General features: G+C 73.2%; 16 protein-coding genes. 11 read left to right on the top strand and 5 right to left on the bottom strand.

The features are described 5' to 3' along the window. Positions 1–30: 30 nt before the first annotated feature. Positions 31–1,026, top strand: coding sequence for a thiamine-phosphate kinase (gene thiL / locus AAD528_RS02905; RefSeq protein ID WP_345750522.1), 996 nt, complete (start codon positions 31–33; stop codon positions 1,024–1,026). Here thiL and AAD528_RS02900 read toward each other — a convergent pair. Next, on the bottom strand, positions 996–1,580 hold the full coding sequence (locus tag AAD528_RS02900) for an RsmD family RNA methyltransferase (protein WP_345750521.1): 585 nt from the start codon (positions 1,578–1,580) through the stop codon (positions 996–998). The genes thiL and AAD528_RS02900 overlap by 31 nt on opposite strands. Before the next feature lie 63 nt (positions 1,581–1,643). Between AAD528_RS02900 and AAD528_RS02895 the strand changes: the two genes are divergently transcribed. The 8 genes from AAD528_RS02895 to AAD528_RS02860 all read left to right on the top strand — a co-directional run bounded on the left by AAD528_RS02895 (position 1,644) and on the right by AAD528_RS02860 (position 9,062). After that, positions 1,644–3,824, top strand: a complete 2,181-nt coding sequence (locus tag AAD528_RS02895) for an ATP-dependent DNA helicase RecG (RefSeq protein ID WP_345750520.1) — start codon at positions 1,644–1,646, stop codon at positions 3,822–3,824. A 112-nt stretch (positions 3,825–3,936) separates the two neighbouring features. Continuing rightward, positions 3,937–5,289, top strand: a complete 1,353-nt coding sequence (locus tag AAD528_RS02890) for a D-alanyl-D-alanine carboxypeptidase family protein (protein WP_345750519.1) — start codon at positions 3,937–3,939, stop codon at positions 5,287–5,289. A 56-nt stretch (positions 5,290–5,345) separates the two neighbouring features. Beyond that, positions 5,346–5,846 carry a pantetheine-phosphate adenylyltransferase gene (coaD, locus tag AAD528_RS02885; RefSeq protein ID WP_345750518.1) on the top strand — a complete coding sequence of 167 codons (501 nt, stop codon included), beginning with the start codon at positions 5,346–5,348 and terminating at the stop codon, positions 5,844–5,846. Between the two features lie 116 nt (positions 5,847–5,962). Next, positions 5,963–6,451, top strand: coding sequence for a YceD family protein (locus AAD528_RS02880; RefSeq protein WP_345750750.1), 489 nt, complete (start codon positions 5,963–5,965; stop codon positions 6,449–6,451). A gap of 3 nt (positions 6,452–6,454) precedes the next feature. Continuing rightward, entirely contained in the window at positions 6,455–6,664 is a 210-nt protein-coding gene (gene rpmF / locus AAD528_RS02875) for a 50S ribosomal protein L32 (protein ID WP_050721097.1), read from the top strand. A 10-nt stretch (positions 6,665–6,674) separates the two neighbouring features. Continuing rightward, the gene (rnc, locus tag AAD528_RS02870) at positions 6,675–7,373 is read left to right on the top strand and encodes a ribonuclease III (protein WP_345750517.1); all 699 of its coding nucleotides are present in this window, start codon (positions 6,675–6,677) and stop codon (positions 7,371–7,373) included. A gap of 9 nt (positions 7,374–7,382) precedes the next feature. Then, positions 7,383–8,291: a bifunctional DNA-formamidopyrimidine glycosylase/DNA-(apurinic or apyrimidinic site) lyase gene (mutM, locus tag AAD528_RS02865; RefSeq protein WP_345750516.1), complete on the top strand. Its 909-nt coding sequence runs from the start codon at positions 7,383–7,385 to the stop codon at positions 8,289–8,291. Positions 8,292–8,414: 123 nt separating this feature from the next. Further along, entirely contained in the window at positions 8,415–9,062 is a 648-nt protein-coding gene (locus AAD528_RS02860) for a SatD family protein (RefSeq protein WP_345750515.1), read from the top strand. Here AAD528_RS02860 and cofD read toward each other — a convergent pair whose 3' ends face one another. The 4 genes from cofD to AAD528_RS02840 all read right to left on the bottom strand — a co-directional run bounded on the left by cofD (position 9,063) and on the right by AAD528_RS02840 (position 12,661). After that, positions 9,063–10,031, bottom strand: a complete 969-nt coding sequence (cofD, locus tag AAD528_RS02855) for a 2-phospho-L-lactate transferase (RefSeq protein ID WP_345750514.1) — start codon at positions 10,029–10,031, stop codon at positions 9,063–9,065. A gap of 38 nt (positions 10,032–10,069) precedes the next feature. Further along, on the bottom strand, positions 10,070–11,161 hold the full coding sequence (locus AAD528_RS02850; protein ID WP_345750513.1) for a GNAT family N-acetyltransferase: 1,092 nt from the start codon (positions 11,159–11,161) through the stop codon (positions 10,070–10,072). After that, positions 11,161–12,252: a GNAT family N-acetyltransferase gene (locus AAD528_RS02845; protein ID WP_345750512.1), complete on the bottom strand. Its 1,092-nt coding sequence runs from the start codon at positions 12,250–12,252 to the stop codon at positions 11,161–11,163. Before AAD528_RS02845 ends, AAD528_RS02850 begins: the two co-directional genes overlap by 1 nt. Positions 12,253–12,334: 82 nt before the next feature. Next, on the bottom strand, positions 12,335–12,661 hold the full coding sequence (locus AAD528_RS02840) for a hypothetical protein (RefSeq protein WP_345750511.1): 327 nt from the start codon (positions 12,659–12,661) through the stop codon (positions 12,335–12,337). Between the two features lie 545 nt (positions 12,662–13,206). Between AAD528_RS02840 and smc the strand changes: the two genes are divergently transcribed. Both smc and AAD528_RS02830 read left to right on the top strand, forming a co-directional pair. Continuing rightward, positions 13,207–16,773, top strand: a complete 3,567-nt coding sequence (gene smc / locus AAD528_RS02835) for a chromosome segregation protein SMC (RefSeq protein ID WP_345750510.1) — start codon at positions 13,207–13,209, stop codon at positions 16,771–16,773. Then, positions 16,770–17,897, top strand: a complete 1,128-nt coding sequence (locus AAD528_RS02830; protein ID WP_375339580.1) for a class I SAM-dependent methyltransferase — start codon at positions 16,770–16,772, stop codon at positions 17,895–17,897. Before smc ends, AAD528_RS02830 begins: the two co-directional genes overlap by 4 nt. Positions 17,898–17,978 lie beyond the last annotated feature (81 nt).

The raw sequence follows: 17,978 nt of genomic DNA, 5'->3' as shown, positions 1-17,978 counted from the left end.
GGGGCGACCCGGCGTGACTACGCTGAGGGGATGCACCAGGCCCCCGCGGACCCCACGATCGGCGAGCTGAGCGAGGGGGACACCCTGGCCCGGATCGTCGCCCGCACGGGGCGCGCCGCCGCGGCGGTCGTGGGGCCGGGCGACGACGCCGCGGTGGTCGCCGCGCCCAGCGGATCCGTCGTCGCGACGACCGACACGCTCGTGCACGGGCCCGACTTCCGGCTCGCGTGGTCGAGCGGCTACGACCTGGGGTGGAAGGCCGCGGCCGTGAACCTCGCGGACGTCGCCGCGATGGGCGCGCGTCCGACGGCGCTGCTCGTGGCGCTCGCGATGCCGAGCGACACCCGGATCTCCTTCGTCGAGGCCCTGGCGGACGGGCTGCGCGAGGCGTGCGACGCGCTCGCCCCCGGCTGCGCCGTCGTCGGCGGCGACCTCACGGTGTCGGCGACGCTGACGCTCGCGATCACGGCGCTCGGCGACCTCGAGGGGCGCGAGCCGGTGCTGCGCTCGGGCGCCCGTCCCGGCGACGTCGTGGCTGTGGCGGGGGAGCTCGGCATCGCGGCCCGCGGCCTCGCTGTGCTGTTCGACCGGTTCCGCGACGTCGCCGGCGCACCCGTGCCGGTCGACCCGGCGCGGCTCGCGGCGGGGGAGCGCGAGGCGCTCGCGGGCCAGCTGCGCCCTGCACCGCCGATCGGCCTCGGCGCCATGGCGGCGGTCGCCGGCGCGCACGCCCTGATGGACGTCTCGGACGGGCTCGGGCTCGACGCCCGGCGCATGGCCGACGCGTCGGGCGTCTCGATCGATCTGGATCCCGCCGCCCTCGGCGACGACCCGGTCGCGGCGATCGAGGGCGGCGAGGACCATGCGCTGCTCGCGACGTTCGCGGACGACGTCCTGCCGCCCGGATTCCGTCCCATCGGGCGGGTCCTCGTGCGTGCCGAGGCGCCGGTGCTCGTCGCGGGCCGCGCGTACGGCGGCCCCGGCGGGTGGGATCCCTATCGGGACTGGGACTCGGTCGCGGGCTGACCCCACCAGAGCGCGGTGTCGCCGTAGGCCCGGTCGCGCAGCGGCTCGAGCCCCGCGGCGGCCCAGTCGGGGGCGCCGGACCGCGACGCGCGCTCGACGATCACGAGGGCGCCGCGCGCCAGCACGCGGGCGAGCGCCGCGAGGTTCTCGGCGAGCTCGGCGTCCGGGAGGTCGTACGGCGGGTCGAGGAGCACGAGGTCGAAGGGCCCGGATGCGCGGCGCAGCCAGGTGCCGACCGCCGCGGCATGCACGCGGACCGGGGGAGCGCCCGCGCCCATCGCGCGGCGCACGCCGTCCGCGTTGCGGCGGGCGATCGCGGCGGCGGGCTTCGCGCGCTCCACCAGGTCGACGGATGCGGCACCGCGGCTCGCGGCCTCGAGGCCCAGGGCGCCGGAACCCGCGTACAGGTCGACCACGCGGGCGCCGTGGATGGCGTCGCTCGCCTCGAGCGCGCCGAACAGCGACTCGCGCACGCGGTCGCTCGTGGGCCGGGTGCCGGATGAGGGCACGTCGAGGCGCACGCCGCCCGCGGCCCCCGAGATGATCCTGGTCATCTGTCGAGGCTATCCGGGGTGCACCGCCCGTCCCGTGTCGGAGCCCCGACCTAGACTCGGGGCATGTCGTTCACCCTCGACACGCCGCTGATCGTGGCGCTCGGCGACAAGGCCGCCAAGGCGCTGTCGCGCGCGTTCGGCATGTCGACGGTGGGAGACCTGCTGGCGCACTACCCGCGCCGGTACGCGCTGCGCGGCGAGCTCACACCCATCGACGACCTGCCGATCGGCGAGCTCGCGACGGTGATCGCCGAGGTCAAGTCCGTGTCCGCGCGGCCGATGCGCAACCGCGGCGGCAGGATGCTCGAGGTCGTGATCGGCGACGGCAAGGGCGAGCTGACGCTGACGTTCTTCGGCCAGGCCTGGCGCGAGCGCGAGCTCACGCGCGGCCGGCGCGGCGTGTTCTCGGGCAAGGTGGGCGCCTACCGCGACAGGCTGCAGTTCTCGCACCCGGACTACCAGCTGTTCGACGACGCGCGCGCCTCCGGCATCGCCGAGGCCGACGAGATGATCCGCACGCCCATCCCGATCTACCCCGCGACCGCGGTGGTGGCGACGTGGGCGATCCAGAAGTGGGTCGCGGAGGTGCTCGACCGGCTGGGCGACGTGCCCGATCCGGTGCCCGACGAGCTGCGCTTCCGCGAGGCGCTGCTGACGGCGCGCGAGGCGCTCGAGTGGGTGCACCGGCCCGAGACGCGGCCGCAGATCGACGCGGCGCGCGGCACGCTCCGTATGCACGAGGCGCTCGTGCTGCAGACCGCGCTCGCGCAGCAGCGGCAGTTCGTCCGGATGATGTCCGCGACGAAGCGACCGGCCGGCGAGGGGGGACTCCTCGCCCGGTTCGACGCGGCGCTGCCGTTCGAGCGCACGCCGGATCAGGTCACGGTGGGACGCTCGATCGCGATGGACCTGACGGCGGAGTGGCCCATGAACCGCCTCGTGCAGGGCGAGGTCGGCTCGGGAAAGACCCTCGTCGCCCTGCGCGCCATGCTGCAGGTGGCCGAGTCCGGCGGGCAGTCGGCCCTCATCGCCCCGACCGAGGTGCTCGCCGCGCAGCACCTGCGCTCCATGGCCCGCATGCTCGGCCCCGGCCTCGCGCCCGAGCTGATGCCGACCCTGCTGACGGGTCAGATGCCCGCCGCCGAGCGCCGCAAGGCCGCGTTGCGCGTGGCATCCGGGCAGGCGCTCATCGTGATCGGCACGCACGCGCTGCTCAGCGAGGCCACGACCTTCGCCGACCTCGGGCTCGTCGTGGTCGACGAGCAGCACCGCTTCGGCGTCGAGCAGCGCGAGATGCTGCGCGCGAAGGGGTCGAGCCCGCACGCGCTCGTGCTCACGGCGACGCCGATCCCGCGCACGGTCGCCATGACCGTGTTCGGCGATCTCGACGTCTCGACGATCCGCACGATGCCCGCCGGTCGCGCCGGCATCCAGAGCTTCGTCGCCCCCATCGCCGAGAAGCCCGGCTGGTTCGGACGGGTGTGGGATCGCGCGGCCGAGGAGGTCGAGAAGGGGCACCAGGTCTTCGTGGTCTGCTCCGCGATCGACGCCGAGAAGGGCTCGGCGACCCCCGGGGGCGACGACGGCACGGGCGGCGGCGCGCCGCCCGTCGAGGGCGAGGCCGCGCGGCCGCACTGGGGCGTCATCCAGGTCGCCGAGATGCTGCAGCGGCACCCCCGCGTGGGCGAGCTGCGCATCGCGACCCTGCACGGCAGGCTGCCCGCCGACGAGAAGGACCGCATCATGCAGGACTTCGCGCGCGGCGACATCGATGTGCTCGTCGCGACCACCGTGATCGAGGTCGGCGTCGACGTGCCGAACGCCTCGACCATGGTGATCCTCGACGCCGACCGCTTCGGCGTCTCGCAGCTGCACCAGCTGCGCGGGCGCGTCGGCCGCGGCGGGGTGCCCGGCCTGTGCCTGCTGGTCACGGAGGCCGAGCAGGGCACGATCGCGCGGGCCCGCGTCGAGGCCGTGGCCGCGACGCTCGACGGATTCGAGCTCGCCGAGGTCGACCTCGAGCTGCGCGGCGAGGGCGACGTGCTGGGCGACGCGCAGTCGGGCGTGCGCTCGTCGCTGCGGCTGCTGCGCGTCGTCAAGGACGCCGACCTCATCGCCCGCGCGCGTGGCGAGGCCGAGCGGATCCTCGAGCAGGATCCGACCCTCGACGCCCATCCCGACCTGGCCGAGGCGCTCGCCCGACGCGTCACCCAGGAGGAGCGCGCGGCGCTCTCGAAGAGCTGAGGTGCCGCCGCGCGTCCTCTCGCTTGTCGGGCGCCGCGCTCGACCTGCGCCGGTGGGTCCTGACATGATCCGGTGTCATGACGTGCGGCGCCGAAGCTCTCCTGGGGGCGGCATGACGACGGATGATCGGGTGGGGGATGAGCTCTCCGATTTCGCCGACCTGATGCGGACCCAGCCGGACTTCCGCGACGACGCGCCCCCCGCGGATCCCGAGGGGCGGCGCCGACGCGCGCGGCGGGTGCAGCTCGTCGTCGGCATCGTGGCGCTGCTCGTGGTCGGCGCGCCCGCAGGCTATGCGGCCTGGGCGCTGAACGCCCCACTGGCCGCCCCGGAGGCGGAGTACGTCGCCCCCTCGGTCCCGGTGGTGGAGCCGGCGGAGATCGTGTTCCCCGCCGAGGGCGACACCGCCCTGAGCATCTCGGGCGGCGACGCGTACCTCGACGCCGGCGCGAGCGGCATCCCCGAGCACAGCGGCACGGACGAGCAGCGGTCGGTCGCGAGCATCGCGAAGCTCGTCACGGCGCTGGTGGTGCTCGATGCGTTCCCGCTCGCCGACGCTGACGATCCCGGCCCGACCATCACCTTCAGCAGGGCCGACCACGATCTCTACGACCAGTACTACGTGCGTGGCGCCACAGTCGCCGCGATGCCCACGGGAAGCTCGATGTCGCTGCACGACGCCCTCGCGACGATGCTCATCCCGTCGGCGAGCAACTACGCCGACGCCGTGTCGACGTGGGCGTACGGCTCGCGATCGGCGTTCCTCGACGCCGCCCGCGTCTGGCTGGCCGCGCACGGTCTCACCCGCACGAACATCGTCGATCCCACGGGGCTGGATCCCGGCAACACGAGCACCCCGAGCGATCTGCTGAGGCTCGGCACGCTGGCGGCGGCCGACCCCACCATCGCGCGGATCGCGGCCACGCCCCGTCTCTGGCTGGAGGGACCCGGGTCGATGGTGAACACCAACTCGCTGCTGGGCGCCCACGGGGTCACGGGGCTGAAGACCGGCAACCTCGGCCCGGGCACCTTCAGCCTGCTGTACACCGCCTCGCTCAGCGTGGGGGCGGACGAACCGCTCTCGGTGACGGGCATCATGCTCGGCGGCATGAGCCGCGCGGCCGTCGACGAAGGCGTCGGCAGGTTGCTCGAGAGCATCCGCGACGGCTTCCACAACGTGCCCGTCGCGACGCGGGGGCAGCAGGTGGGCACCTACTCGACGCCGTGGGGCTCCGAGGCGCGAGCCGTGGTCGCTCGGGACGCGCGGATCTTCACGTGGTCGGATACGCCGATCAGCGTGGCGATGGACACCACCACCCCCGCGACGTACACCGACGGCGACGTGGTCGGAACGCTCACGTGGACGGCCGGCGCGAGCACAGCGACGGCAGACATCGTGATCGAGGGCGCGATCGCACCACCCGACGAATGGTGGCGGCTCACCCACCCCGACGAACTGGGCTGATGCATGCCGAGGGGAGCGGGCCGCGACCAGGGAGGACGGAAAGATAGGCTGGCCGAATGAGCAGCCGGATCGCCGTCGTCCCCGGATCCTTCGACCCGCCGACCCTCGGTCATCTCGACGTGATCCGTCGTGCCGCGCGTCTGTACGACGAGCTGCACGTGGTCGTCGTGCACAACCCCGACAAGGCCGGCATGCTGCCCGCCGCCCAGCGCGTGTCGCTTCTCGAGCAGTCGATCGCCGAGGACGGGATGGACGGCAATGTGATCGTCGGGGCCTGGAGCGTCGGCCTGCTGGTCGACTACGCGCAGGAGGTCGGCGCCGGCGTGCTGGTCAAGGGCATCCGGTCGCAGGTCGACGTCGCGTACGAGACGCCGATGGCGGTCGTGAATCGGCACCTCGCCGACATCGAGACCGTGTTCCTGCTGCCCGAGCCGTCGCACGCGCTGGTGTCGAGCTCCCTGGTGCGTCAGGTCGCGGGCCTCGGCGGCGACGTGTCGCCGTACGTCCCGCCCGCCGTCTCGCGATTCCTCGCCAAGGCCGGCGCGAACGACTTCTGAGGCCGCGTGCACCCGGCCCGCGTGGAGATGCGCGCGGGTAGCATCGAAGCGTGAGATCTCGACTTTCCGGACCCTTCGTGCTGCCCGTGCGCGACATCGCGCGCAAGCCGGGGGAGATGCGCGAGCACTCCCTGACCATCCCCGCCCCGGAGCGCTGGGGCGAGGGCATCGTGTCCGTCCCGCAGGGCCAGGAGCTCGACCTCTACGTGCGCCTCGAATCCGTGCACGAGGGCATCCTGGTGTCGGGGAACCTCGACACCGAGTACGAGGGCCAGTGCGGTCGCTGCCTGCGCGACATCGCCGAGCCCCTCGAAGTCGAGATCCAGGAGCTTTTCGAGTATCCTGGATCGGAAACATCTGACTTCGAGGTTCAAGACGACCACGTGGATCTTGAAACTCTGGTCAGAGATGCGACCGTTCTGGCGCTTCCGTTTCAGCCGGTCTGTCAGCCGGATTGCCCCGGCCTTGATCCGGTCACGGGCGAGCGGCTGACCGAGCCGGCAAGCGCCCAGCAGGCGCCCGTCGATCCTCGATGGGCCGCGCTCCAGAACCTCACCGACCACGGAGCGGCGCACGACGCCGCCCGCGACACAGAAGAGAGCTAACTCATGGCTGGTAACCCCCCGAAGCGGAAGGTCTCCCGCTCCAACACCCGTTCGCGCCGCGCGCAGTGGAAGGCCGAGGCCCCCGCGCTCGTCAAGACGGTCGAGAACGGCAAGGTCGTCTACAGCCGTCCGCACCAGGCCAAGGTCGTCACCGACTCGCAGGGCACCGAGCTGTTCCTGGAGTACAAGGGCCGCAAGGTCGCCGACGTCTGATTCGGCACCCGTGACGAACGACAGTCGCGGACCTCAGCACCTCACCGAGAAGCTCGGCGTCGAGATCGACGCCGAGCTTCTCGGCTTAGCGCTGACGCACCGCTCCTTCGCGTATGAGAACGGCGGGATCCCGCACAACGAGCGCCTCGAGTTCCTCGGCGACTCCGTGCTGGGCCTGGCCGTGACGACGATGCTCTACACGCGCTTCCCCGAGCTGGAGGAGGGCGCGCTCGCCAAGCGGCGCGCGAGCGTGGTGTCGACCGTGGCGCTGGCCGAGATCGCGCGCGGGATCGGGTTGGGCATGCATATCCTGCTCGGCCGCGGCGAGGAGCTCACGGGCGGACGCGACAAGGACTCGATCCTGGCCGATGCCATGGAGGCCGTGATCGGCGCGACGTACCTGTCGGCCGGCAGCGAGACCGCCACCGCGATGGTGCTGGGCCTCATCGAGCCGTTGCTCGAGGACCCCGAGCGCTACGGCGCGGCGATGGACCCGAAGACCGCTCTGCAGGAGATCGCGGCGCGGCAGGGCTTCACCCCGCCCGTGTACGAGGTCACCGCCAGCGGACCGGATCACGAGCGGCGCTTCGTCGCGACCGTGACGGTGGGGGAGTTCTCCGCGGACGGCGAGGGCACCAGCAAGAAGACGGCCGAGATGGCCGCGGCGCTCGACCTGTGGCGGCGCCTGAACGACCGCGCGCGGGTCTGAGCGCCTCCGATGCCGGAGCTGCCCGAGGTCGAGGTGGTGCGCGCGGGGCTCGCCCCCGCCGTCACCGGCGCGCGCGTGCTCGGCGTCGAGGCGCATGACGCCCGGGCGCTGACGCGTCACGCCGGCACCGCGTCCGAGTTCGAGGCGCGGCTCACCGGCCGCGCCATCACCGGGACGGCCCGCCGCGGGAAGTTCCTGTGGCTGCCGCTGAGCGACGACGCCGGGGCGATCGGCCCCGAGGCGGTCATGGTGCACCTCGGGATGAGCGGGCAGATGCTGCTGCGCGCCCCCGGGGCGCCCGCCGAGCGCCACGAGCGCGTGCGGATGGCGATCGAGCATCCGGATCACGGCGAGCTGGCGGTGGTGTTCGCGGATCAGCGGACGTTCGGATCGCTCGCGATCGATCCGCTCGTCCCCACGCCGGACGGCCACGCGGGCGGGTATGGCGACGACGCGCCGTTCGTCCCCGCGCAGGCGGCGCACATCGCGCGGGATCCGCTGGATCCGGCGTTCGACGACGCCCTGTTCCGGCGGCGCCTCGCGGCCAAGTCGTCGGCGATCAAGCGGGTGCTGCTGGACCAGACCGTGGTGAGCGGCATCGGCAACATCTACGCCGACGAGGCGCTGTGGGCCGCTCGGGTCCACCCCGAGACGCTCGCGCGAGAGCTGTCCACGCGCACGGCGAACCGGCTCCTGGCCGAGGTGCGCGCGGTGCTCGCGAAGGCGCTGGCCGAGGGCGGCACGAGCTTCGACGCGCAGTACGTCAACGTGAACGGCGAGGCCGGCTACTTCGCGCACAGCCTGAACGCGTATGGGCGGCACGGGCAGTCGTGCCCGCGGTGCGGCCGGATGATCGTGCGCGCGGCGTTCGCCAACCGGAGCAGCCACTTCTGCCCGTTCTGCCAGCGGCGGCGGTGACCCGGTGCCGACGGCGTCCTCATCCTCAGCGCGACCGCTCCGCTCGCGCGACATTCGCTGATATCCGCCTTCACTTAAGTGAAACAACTTAAGTGAGCGGCGATATCAGTGTATCCTGCGAGCATGGCCGTCACGATCATCTCCGACGTGGTCTCCTCCCGCGAGGCGCCGGACCGCGACGTCCTGCAACGCGAGATCGAGTCGGCGGCTCTCGCGGTCGAGAAGGCGCACCCGCGCGCGGTGCAGCCATGGTGGCCCACGGCCGGTGACGAGTTCCAGGCCGTGTACGACACGATCGAGGACGCGCTGGTCGCCACGCTCTATCTGCAGCTCGCCCTGCCCGAGGGTGTCGTCTGCCGATTCGGGATCGGCGTCGGCGACATCACGCCGGTCGCGTCGATGCTCGCCGAGGCGATCCAGGACGGGCCAGGGTGGTGGGCGGCCCGGGACGCCGTGCAGCGCGCGGAGGAGCGCGACCGGGGCCGGCTTCCTGGCGGCCGCTCCTGGCTGACCGTGCACGAGAGCGCGCCCGCCGAGCTCCGTGCGCAGGAGGGGATCGTCAACGCGTACCTGCTGCTGCGAGATCAGGTCGTGGCCGACATGAGCCCGCGTGCGCGGCGCGCCGTGTTCGAGAGCTGGCGCGGTCTGCAGCAGAAGGAGGTCGCCGAGAAGGAGGCCATCACGCAGTCCGCGGTGTCGCAGGCGATCAACAAGCCGCTCGTGAGGGCGCTGCGGCTGGGCGCGAGGGACCTGGGCGGCGAGAAGGCCTGATCAGCGGAGCGTCGAGGCCAGCTCGAGGGCATCCTGCGCGAGTCGGGCGGACGTGTCTGGATCGCGCATCCACAGCGGCACCGCGCGCGCGGCGATGCCCTCGTCGCGCAGCGGGGCGACGGCGTCCCCGTCCGACTCGTCCACGAGCCAGCCGTCCAGCAGGCCGCCGGCGCTCCGGGCCCCGTAGTGCCGGGCGACGGCCTCCGCGCTCGTCTCGACGCCGATCGCGGCGAGGCACGCGTCCGCCATGCCGCGCACGACCGCGCCGGAGATGATGCCCGAGACGCCGACCACCGGCGCGGGCGTCCCCGCCAGGGCCTGGCGCATGCCGGGCACCGCGAGCACCGGGCCGACCGAGACGACCGGGTTGGATGGCGCGATCAGCACGACGTCGGCGCGCGCGACCGCGTCGCGCGCGCCGGGGGAGATCGCGGCCCGCTCGATGCCGCGCTGCGCGAAGCCGGTCGCGGGCAGCTGCGCGCGATGGCGCACCCACCACTCCTGGAAGTGGACCGGATCGCGGTCCGCCAGCAGGACGTGCGTGTCGATCTCCGAGTCGGTCGCCGGATGCAGCGTGACGCCGAGATCCCAGCGGGCCCCGAGACGCCGGTACACCTCGGACACGCTCAGCCCCTCGCGCAGCCACGCCGTGCGGGCGATGTGCGTGCCGAGGTCCAGGTCGCCGAGCGTGAACCAGTCCGGGGCCGTGCCCCACACGGCCAGCTCGGCCGACACCCGCTCTGTCTCGCCGGCGCGACCCCAGCCGCGCTCGGCGTCGTTCACGCCCGCGAGCGCGTACAGCAGGCTGTCGTGATCCGGCGCGATTCGCAGCCCCGACACCCACCAGTCGTCCGCGGTGTTGACGACGACGTCGATCCGGCCGCCCTGTCCCGCCCGCCGCACGTGCTCGCGCAGGCCCTTCACGAAGCGCGCGCAGCCGACGCCGCCGCCGATCACGGTGTAGTTCACTCCACAACCGTAATCGGCGGCGACGCGAGGGCGTCGACTCAGGAGAGCCTCTTCTCCCAGGCGCCCGCGTACGAGGCCGGGACGAAGCCGACCTTCTCGTTGACGTCGAGCATGTAGCGGTTCTCCTCGGCGTTGAACGTCGACACGCGCGGCGACTGGGGCACGTGCTCGTGCCATCTCTTCAGGCCGACGCACTTGACGATCGATCCCAGGCGGTGACCGCGGTGCTCCGGCATCACGAGCGTGCCCCACTGTGAGGTGGGACGCGTGCGATCCGGGCCGATGGTGAGCTCGTTGAACGCGGCGACCCGCCCCGACGGCGTGTGGATCACCAGGGTCACGCCGATCAGCGTGCCCGCCTCGGCGAAGCGCTCGTCGCGCTCGAACACGCGCGCGGCGTCCCATGCGGCCTGCTCGCTCGCCATGTCGCCCGTGGGCGGGTCGGAGTACATCCGCGCGATCGCTGCCGCGTAGCCGTCGGCGTACTCCGGCGGCGTCGGGCCGGCCCACCACGCGGTGCGGTAGTCGGGCCCGGCCGTCGCCAGTGCCTCGTCGAGCAGCCGGTCGGTCGCGTCGTACGACCCCGCCAGCTCGAACACGCTGTTGCGCTCGACCTGGCCGAGGCGGTAGCCCGCGGCCAGCATCCGGCGCGTTGCCGCGTCCTGGCTCGGGATCCACCCCACGCCGGTCGGCGGGACCAGGCGGTCCTCGACCGGGTCGGGGCGGTGGATCGTCCACGACTGCAGGATCGTGCGGCCGTGCGCGCGCGCGATCCGGTCGATCTCCGCCATCAGCGCGTCGGACGCGGCGCCCGTCTCGTGCTCCTCGACGAGCGTCACGTCGATCTCGGCCGAGTCGCGCGTGGTCTTGTCGAACTCGACGCGGACCGCGCCGACGATCTCGCCGTCCACGCGCGCGACGGCGCCGTGGGTCACGCGGTACGGCGTCTCGCGCCACCGGACCAGCATCTCGGCGGCCTCGTCGTCGTGCAGATCCGTCCCGGACGCGCGGCGCCAGGCCTCGTTGCCGATCCGCACCATCGCGAGGAAGTCCGCCGCGTCGGGGGCATCCAACGACGCGGGGATCGCGAGCGGCTCGATCCGGATGTCCATCAGGGTCTCCTGTCCCATCACAGTTCCTTCTTCCACTCGCCGGACGCGACGGCGGGGCGGAAGCCCACGGCCTCGTTCACGTCCAGCATGTAACGGTTCTCCTCGGCGTTGAAGGTCATCACGCTCGGGGAGGTCGGCACGAGCTCGTGCCAGCGGATCAGGTCCAGGCACTTCACGATCGTGCCGAGGCGGTGCCCGCGGTGCTCCGGCAGCACGAGCGTGTTGTGGTTCTCCGTGCGGCGGCCTCGATCACGCCCGATCACGAGCTCGTTGAACGCCGCGACGGCGCCGGTCGGCTCGTGGATCACCGCGGTCACCGCCATGATCTGGCCGGAGTCGGCCTTGAGCTGCTCGCGATAGCGGATGCGCTCGGCGTCCCAGACCTCCTCCTCCCACTCGAGCTCGCCGCTCGGCGCGTCGGTCGCCATGCGGGACACGGCGTAGGCGTAGCCGTCGACGTGCTCGTCGGGCGCGGGCGACTGCCACCACACCGGGCGGTAGTCGGGACCGGCCTTCGCGAGCGCCTCGCCGAGCATGCGGCGCGCGTGATCGAGAGAACCGGCGAAGTCGAACACGCTGCAGCGCTCGACCTGGCCGAGGGAGTAGCCGTGACGCAGCAGCAGCCGGGTCGTCTCGGCCTCGGCCGGGATGGATCCGATGCCCGCCGGCGACGGGAGCCGCTCGCCGGGCAGATCCTCGCGCACCAGGTTCCAGGACTGCAGGACGGATCGGCCGTGCTCGCGGGCGAGACGCTCGAGATCGTCGAGCAGCGCGTCCTCGATGCCGCGACCGCGCAGCTCGGGGCGCACGAACGCGGCGCCGTGCGCCGTCTTCTCGCCCTCGCGGTCGTACTCGAAGATCAGGACGCCGGTGATCCGGCCGTCCTCGTCGCGGGCGACGTGGACGCGGCGCTCGACATACCTGGTCGAGCGCAGCGCGACGAGCCACTCGGACGGCTCGACATCGAACAGGTCGGTGCCGCTGTCGTGACGGCCCGCGGCGGTCATGATCTCGGCGGCGGCCAGGAGGTCGGCGGCATCGGCCGCGTCGATCGTGGCGGGGACGGACAGCGCGTCGATGCGCAGCCCGGACAGGGGAGCGGATGTCACAGGAGACATGAGAAGTGATGCTTCCTTCGAGAGGGGGAGGATCGGGGCCGGGCGATGACGCCCGGCCCCGGGGGGTTGTGTGTCAGCGACCGAACTGCGTGCCGTGGAGGCCGCCCCATGCGCGGATGAGGTCGAGCTCCTGCTGGCGCTTGAGGAGCTCGCGCTCCAGGTGCCGTTCGTGCAGGTCGGCGTCCGCGGCCCGGCCCTGCACGGGGCGCGTGCCCCAGAGCATCAGCCTCAGGCCGATCCACATCGCCACCCGGTCGGGAAGCGCAGTGCGGGCAGAGCGGTTCTGCAGCCTCTGCGTCACCGACGGCGGTTGCGGCGGATGCGACGTGCGCACGGCCTGCGCCTCGGAGCCCTGGACGAGGGCGTCGCGGCGGTCGGTCGTGGTGTTGTGGTTGGACATGGTGTCTCCTCGGTGAGGCCCCCGGGCGGGGACGTGGATGGATGATTCCCCGAGCGGGGAGGATCCCGCCGCCGGAGCGGACAGGGGGATGGCGGCGATCGACGCGGCCGAAGGGGCCGCGGATCGCGGGATCCGCTCCGCCGAGCGGAGCGGGTGCCGGAGGGAGGTCCCTCGCAGGCGGATGCCTCAGGAGGGAGCCCTCACCGGGCAGACGGGTGGCGTGCGGGCGTCAGATCGCCGCGCGGAGGCCGCGCGAGTACGCCCGGACGGCGGTGCCGATCCCCATGAGCGGGGTGGCCGCATCGAGGCGCGAGGCGCGGAATGCCGGAGTGAATTCGGTGATCATCGCGCCCCTCCTCTCGTTCGTGCGTGGGTCGCGGATCCCGACATTAGCGGCGCCGTTCAGCGTCCGTCAAGCGTTCTCTCAGGCGTGTCCGGGCCGCTGTCGCGTGGCGCACGACCTGGGGCGGGGCGTCGGGTAGCGTGAAATCCGCAGATTTCCGGGGATTCCCGCCCCGGATCGACCGGTCGAGAAGGGAGCGCGGATGCACCTGAAGAGCGTGACGCTCAAGGGCTTCAAGTCGTTCGCGCAGCCGACGACGTTCGCGCTCGAGCCGGGGGTGACCGCGATCGTCGGCCCCAACGGATCCGGCAAGTCCAACGTGGTCGACGCCCTCGCCTGGGTCATGGGCGAGCAGGGCGCCAAGACCCTGCGCGGCGGCAAGATGGAGGACGTCATCTTCGCCGGCACCGCCACGCGCGGCCCGCTCGGGCGCGCCGAGGTGCAGCTGACGATAGACAACTCGGATGGCGCGCTGCCCATCGAGTACGCCGAGGTCACGATCAGCCGGACGCTGTTCCGCAGCGGATCCAGCGAGTATGCGATCAACGGCGAGTCGTGCCGCCTGCTCGACGTGCAGGAGCTGCTGAGCGACTCGGGCCTCGGACGCGAGATGCACGTGATCGTCGGACAGGGGCGGCTCGACGCCGTGCTGCAGGCGACGCCCGAGGACCGTCGCGGCTTCATCGAGGAGGCCGCGGGCATCCTGAAGCATCGCCGGCGCAAGGAGAAGACCCTCCGCAAGCTCGACGCCATGGAGCAGAACCTCACGCGCCTGAGCGACCTCGCCGGCGAGATCCGGCGGCAGCTGAAGCCGCTCGGCAAGCAGGCCGAGATCGCACGGGAGGCGCAGACGATCGCGGCGATCGTGCGCGACGCCAAGGCGCGCCTGCTCGCGGACGAGGTCGTGCAGCTGCGCGCGGCGCTCGCGGATCACGCCCGCAGCGAGCAGGAGCGCCACACCGAGCGCCTCGTGCTGCAGGACGAGGCCGACGGCGTGCGCAGCCGGATCGCGCACCTCGAGCGAGAGCAGAACGCCGAGGCGGTGGACGAGGCGCGGCGCGTGACGTTCGCGCTCGAGCAGGTGCAGGAGCGCCTGCGCGGGCTGTTCACGCTCGCCAATCAGCGCCTGGCGCTGCTGGGCGCCGACGAGGATCAGGGTGCCGTGTCGGTCACGGTCACGCAGGCGGCCATCGACGAGGCGCGCGAGGAGATCACGCAGATCTCGGACGGGCTCGGCGCCGCACAGGACGCCGTGCAGGCGGCGTCCCGCGCGGTCGTGCGCGCCCGCGGCGAGCTCGACGCGCTGGACGCCGACATCGCAGAGCAGAGCGCGCTGGTCTCGGAGCACGACATGCGGCTCACCGCGCTGCGCGGCTCGGCCGACGCGGCGCAGTCGGCCCTGGCAGCGGTGCGCGGCGGCGTGCTGCGCCAGCAGAACGCGCTCGACGCCGCGGACCAGCGCCGCGTTGCGGCCGCGGAGGAGCTCGAGCGCATCGACCCGTCCCAGGGTGCCGAGGGCCTGGTGTCCGAAGGGTCCGCCGCGGAGCACCAGGCGGCATACGAGGCCGCGCAGCGGGAGACGAACGAGGCCGAGGCCGAGCTGGAGCGGATCCGCGAGGCGCACCGGGCGGCCGAGCGCGAGGCGGATGCGCTGACCGCGAAGGTCGCCGCGCTCTCGAGCGCGCTCGACGTGCAGAACGGCGCCGCCGCGCTCATCGCGCGCGGCGGCGACGGCGTGCGCGGGCTCGTCGGCGACGAGGTGCACGTCGACGCCGGCTACGAGGCGGCGATCGCCGCCGTGCTGGGTCCGCTCGCGGAGGGCGTGCTGGTCGACTCGCGCGCGGCCGCGTTCGCCGTGGCGGAGAGCGCGGGCCAGTTCGGCGTGGTCGACATCGTGATCGCGGATGCGGATGGCGCCGACGCCGACGCCGCCGCGCCCGCGATGCCCGGTGTCGTGCCGGCGCGGGACGTCGTGCGCGCGCCGGAGGGCCTCCTGCGCATCCTCGCGCACGTGGCAGTCGCCGAGGACCTCGCGGCCGCACGTGCCGCGTTCGAGGCGGCGCCCGATGCGCCGATCACGGTCGTGACGCGCGCCGGCGAGGTGTGCACCGCCCAGACCGTGCGGGCCGGGACGGGAGAGCGCTCGCGCCTCGAGCTGCAGGCCGAGCGCGACGCCGCCGCCGCACGCCTCGCCGAGGTGCGCGTGCAGGTCGAGGAGCACACCGTGCTGCGCACCGAGGCGAACGAGCGCCTGCAGACCTCGCGGCGCCGGGCGAAGGACGCGCTGCAGGAGCTGCGCGAGCACGACGCCCAGCTGGCCCAGCACGCCGAGCAGCTCAACAAGGCCACAGTGCGGCACGAGGCGGCGGTCGCCGAGTGCGAGCGCCTGCAGGCGGGACTGGCCCAGGCGCAGGGCGCGGTCGCGGACGCCGAGGCCAAGGCCAAGGCCGCGACGGATGAGCTCAACGCCGCGCTCGAGAAGCCCCGGCCGATCCTGGACGCGTCCGCGCGCGACGACTACCTGGCCGCGCTCGAGACGGCGCGCGAGCAGGAGATGCGCGCGCGCCTCGACGTCGAGACCCTGCGCGAGCGCGTCCGCGCGGCCGAGGCCCGCGCGGCGAGCCTCGAGCGGCAGCGCGAGCGGGAGCGCGAGGCGGCGGCCGCCGCCGCGCGCCGCGCGGTCGTGCGCCGGCGGCAGCGCGAGATCGCCCAGGGCGTCGCGGCCGAGCTGCCCCACCTGCTGGACTCGGTCGACCGCTCGGTGAGCGAGGCGCGCATGGCCCTCGCCGAGGCGGAGAGCGCCCGCGCGACCGTCACGGCCGAGCTGCGCGAGCTGCGCGGCAAGGAGGCGGGCCTGCGCGAGCGGCTCACGGGGCTCACCGAGAGCGTCCACGGACTCGAACTGCAGATCCACGAGAAGAAGCTCCACGTCACGAGCCTGCTCGAGCGGGTGTCGAGCGAGCTGGGCCTGGGCGAAGAGATCCTCGTCTCGGAATACGGCCCGGATCAGCCGGTCCCTCGCGATGTCGCCGACATCGATGGGGCGTCGGATCTGGTCGCGGACGCCGAACATGCCGATGAGGGCATGCACGGGTCGATCCCATACGACCGGCGCATGCAGGAGCGGAGGCTGCGCGACGCGGAGCGGAAGCTCGCGCAGCTCGGCCGCGTCAACCCGCTCGCGCTCGAGGAGTTCGCGGCACTCGAGCAGCGCCACAGGTTCCTCACCGAGCAGCTCGACGACCTCGTCCAGACCCGCAAGGACCTGATGACGATCATCGCCGACCTGGACGAGCGCATGCAGGTCATCTTCGAGGCCGCGTTCGAGGACACGAAGACCGCCTTCACCGAGGTCTTCCCGATCCTGTTCCCCGGCGGAACCGGATCCATCGCCCTGACGAACCCGGACGACCTGCTCACGACCGGCATCGAGGTGTCGGTGCGACCCGTCGGCAAGAAGATCGAGCGGCTGTCGCTGCTGTCCGGCGGCGAGCGGTCGCTCGCGGCCGTGGCGTTCCTGACCGCGATCTTCAAGGCCCGCCCGAGCCCGTTCTACATCCTCGACGAGGTCGAGGCGGCGCTCGACGACGCGAACCTCGGGCGCCTCCTGGGCGTGTTCGAGCAGCTGCGCGAGTCGAGCCAGCTGATCGTCATCACGCACCAGAAGCGCACCATGGAGATCGCCGACGCGCTGTACGGCGTCTCGATGCGGCAGGACGGCGTCTCCGCCGTCGTCGGCCAGCGGATCTCCGAGCGGGCGGCATCCTGAGCTCCGCGGTCGAGGCGTTCGACGCCATCGCGCCGCGGCTGCGCCGGTGGCCCGACGTCGAGGCGCACGATCTGGTCGCGGCCGACGCGAGCGACCGGCTGATCCTGAGCGAGGCGGGCGACGTGGCCGGCGACGTCGTCGTGATCGGCGATCGCCACGGCGCGCTGTCGCTGTCGCTGCTCACCGCCGATCCGGACGTCCGGATCCGGGTGCACCAGGACGCGATCACGGGCGAGCGCGCGCTGGCCGCGAACGCCGCGGCGCTCGGCATCGGGCTCGAGCGCGTGACGTGGCACGATCTCGGGCCGGAGCTCGCGGCGGGCGCGTCGACCGTGCTGCTGCAGCTGCCCCGCTCCCTGGATGCGCTGGACGAGATCGCGCGGGTGGTCGCGGGCGCCGCGGCGGACGACGTGCGACTCGTCGCGGGCGGCCGCGTGAAGCACATGACGCTCGGCATGAACGACGTGCTCGGCCGGCACTTCTCCGCGGTGACCGCGAGTCGCGCCGCGAGCAAGTCGCGCGTGCTGCGCGCGGGCGCGCCGATCCGCGGCGCGGGAGGCGAGTGGCCGCGGGCGCAGGAGCATCCGGATCTCGGCCTCACGGTGTGCGCGCACGGCGCGGCATTCGCGGGCGCGTCGATCGACATCGGCACGCGGTTCCTGCTCGAGTTCCTCCCGGAGATGCGCGAGGCGGACGCGGCCATCGACCTCGCCTGCGGCACCGGCGTGCTCGCGACCGCCCTCGCGAAGGCGCGGCCCGCGATCCGGATCGTCGCGACGGACCAGTCGGCCGCGGCCGTGGCGTCCGCGCGGGCGACGGTCGAGGCGAACGGGGTCGAGGATCGCGTCGCCGTGGTGCGCGACGACGGGCTGGCCGCTCGGCCGGACGCGTCCGCGGACCTGATCCTGCTCAATCCGCCGTTCCACTCCGGCGCGGCGGTCACCGACGCGATCGCGCCGAAGCTGTTTGCGGACGCCGCGCGCGTGCTGCGCCCCGGGGGCGAGCTGTGGTGCGTGTTCAACTCGCACCTCGGCTACCGCCCGATCCTCGAGCGCATCGTCGGACCGACGCGGCAGGCGGGCCGCAACCCGAAGTTCACGGTGACGGTGAGTATGCGGCGCTGAGGTCGCCCGACCGCCGCCGCCCCGTCGTCGGATCCCGCGCTCGGTCGTCGGAGCGGTGGTGCTGAAGAGGAGCTTGAGGCC

Origin of the sequence: Microbacterium rhizophilum, from assembly GCF_039605615.1 — a bacterium.
Taxonomy (GTDB): domain Bacteria; phylum Actinomycetota; class Actinomycetes; order Actinomycetales; family Microbacteriaceae; genus Microbacterium; species Microbacterium rhizophilus.
This window is presented reverse-complemented; position numbering and strand designations above follow the sequence as displayed.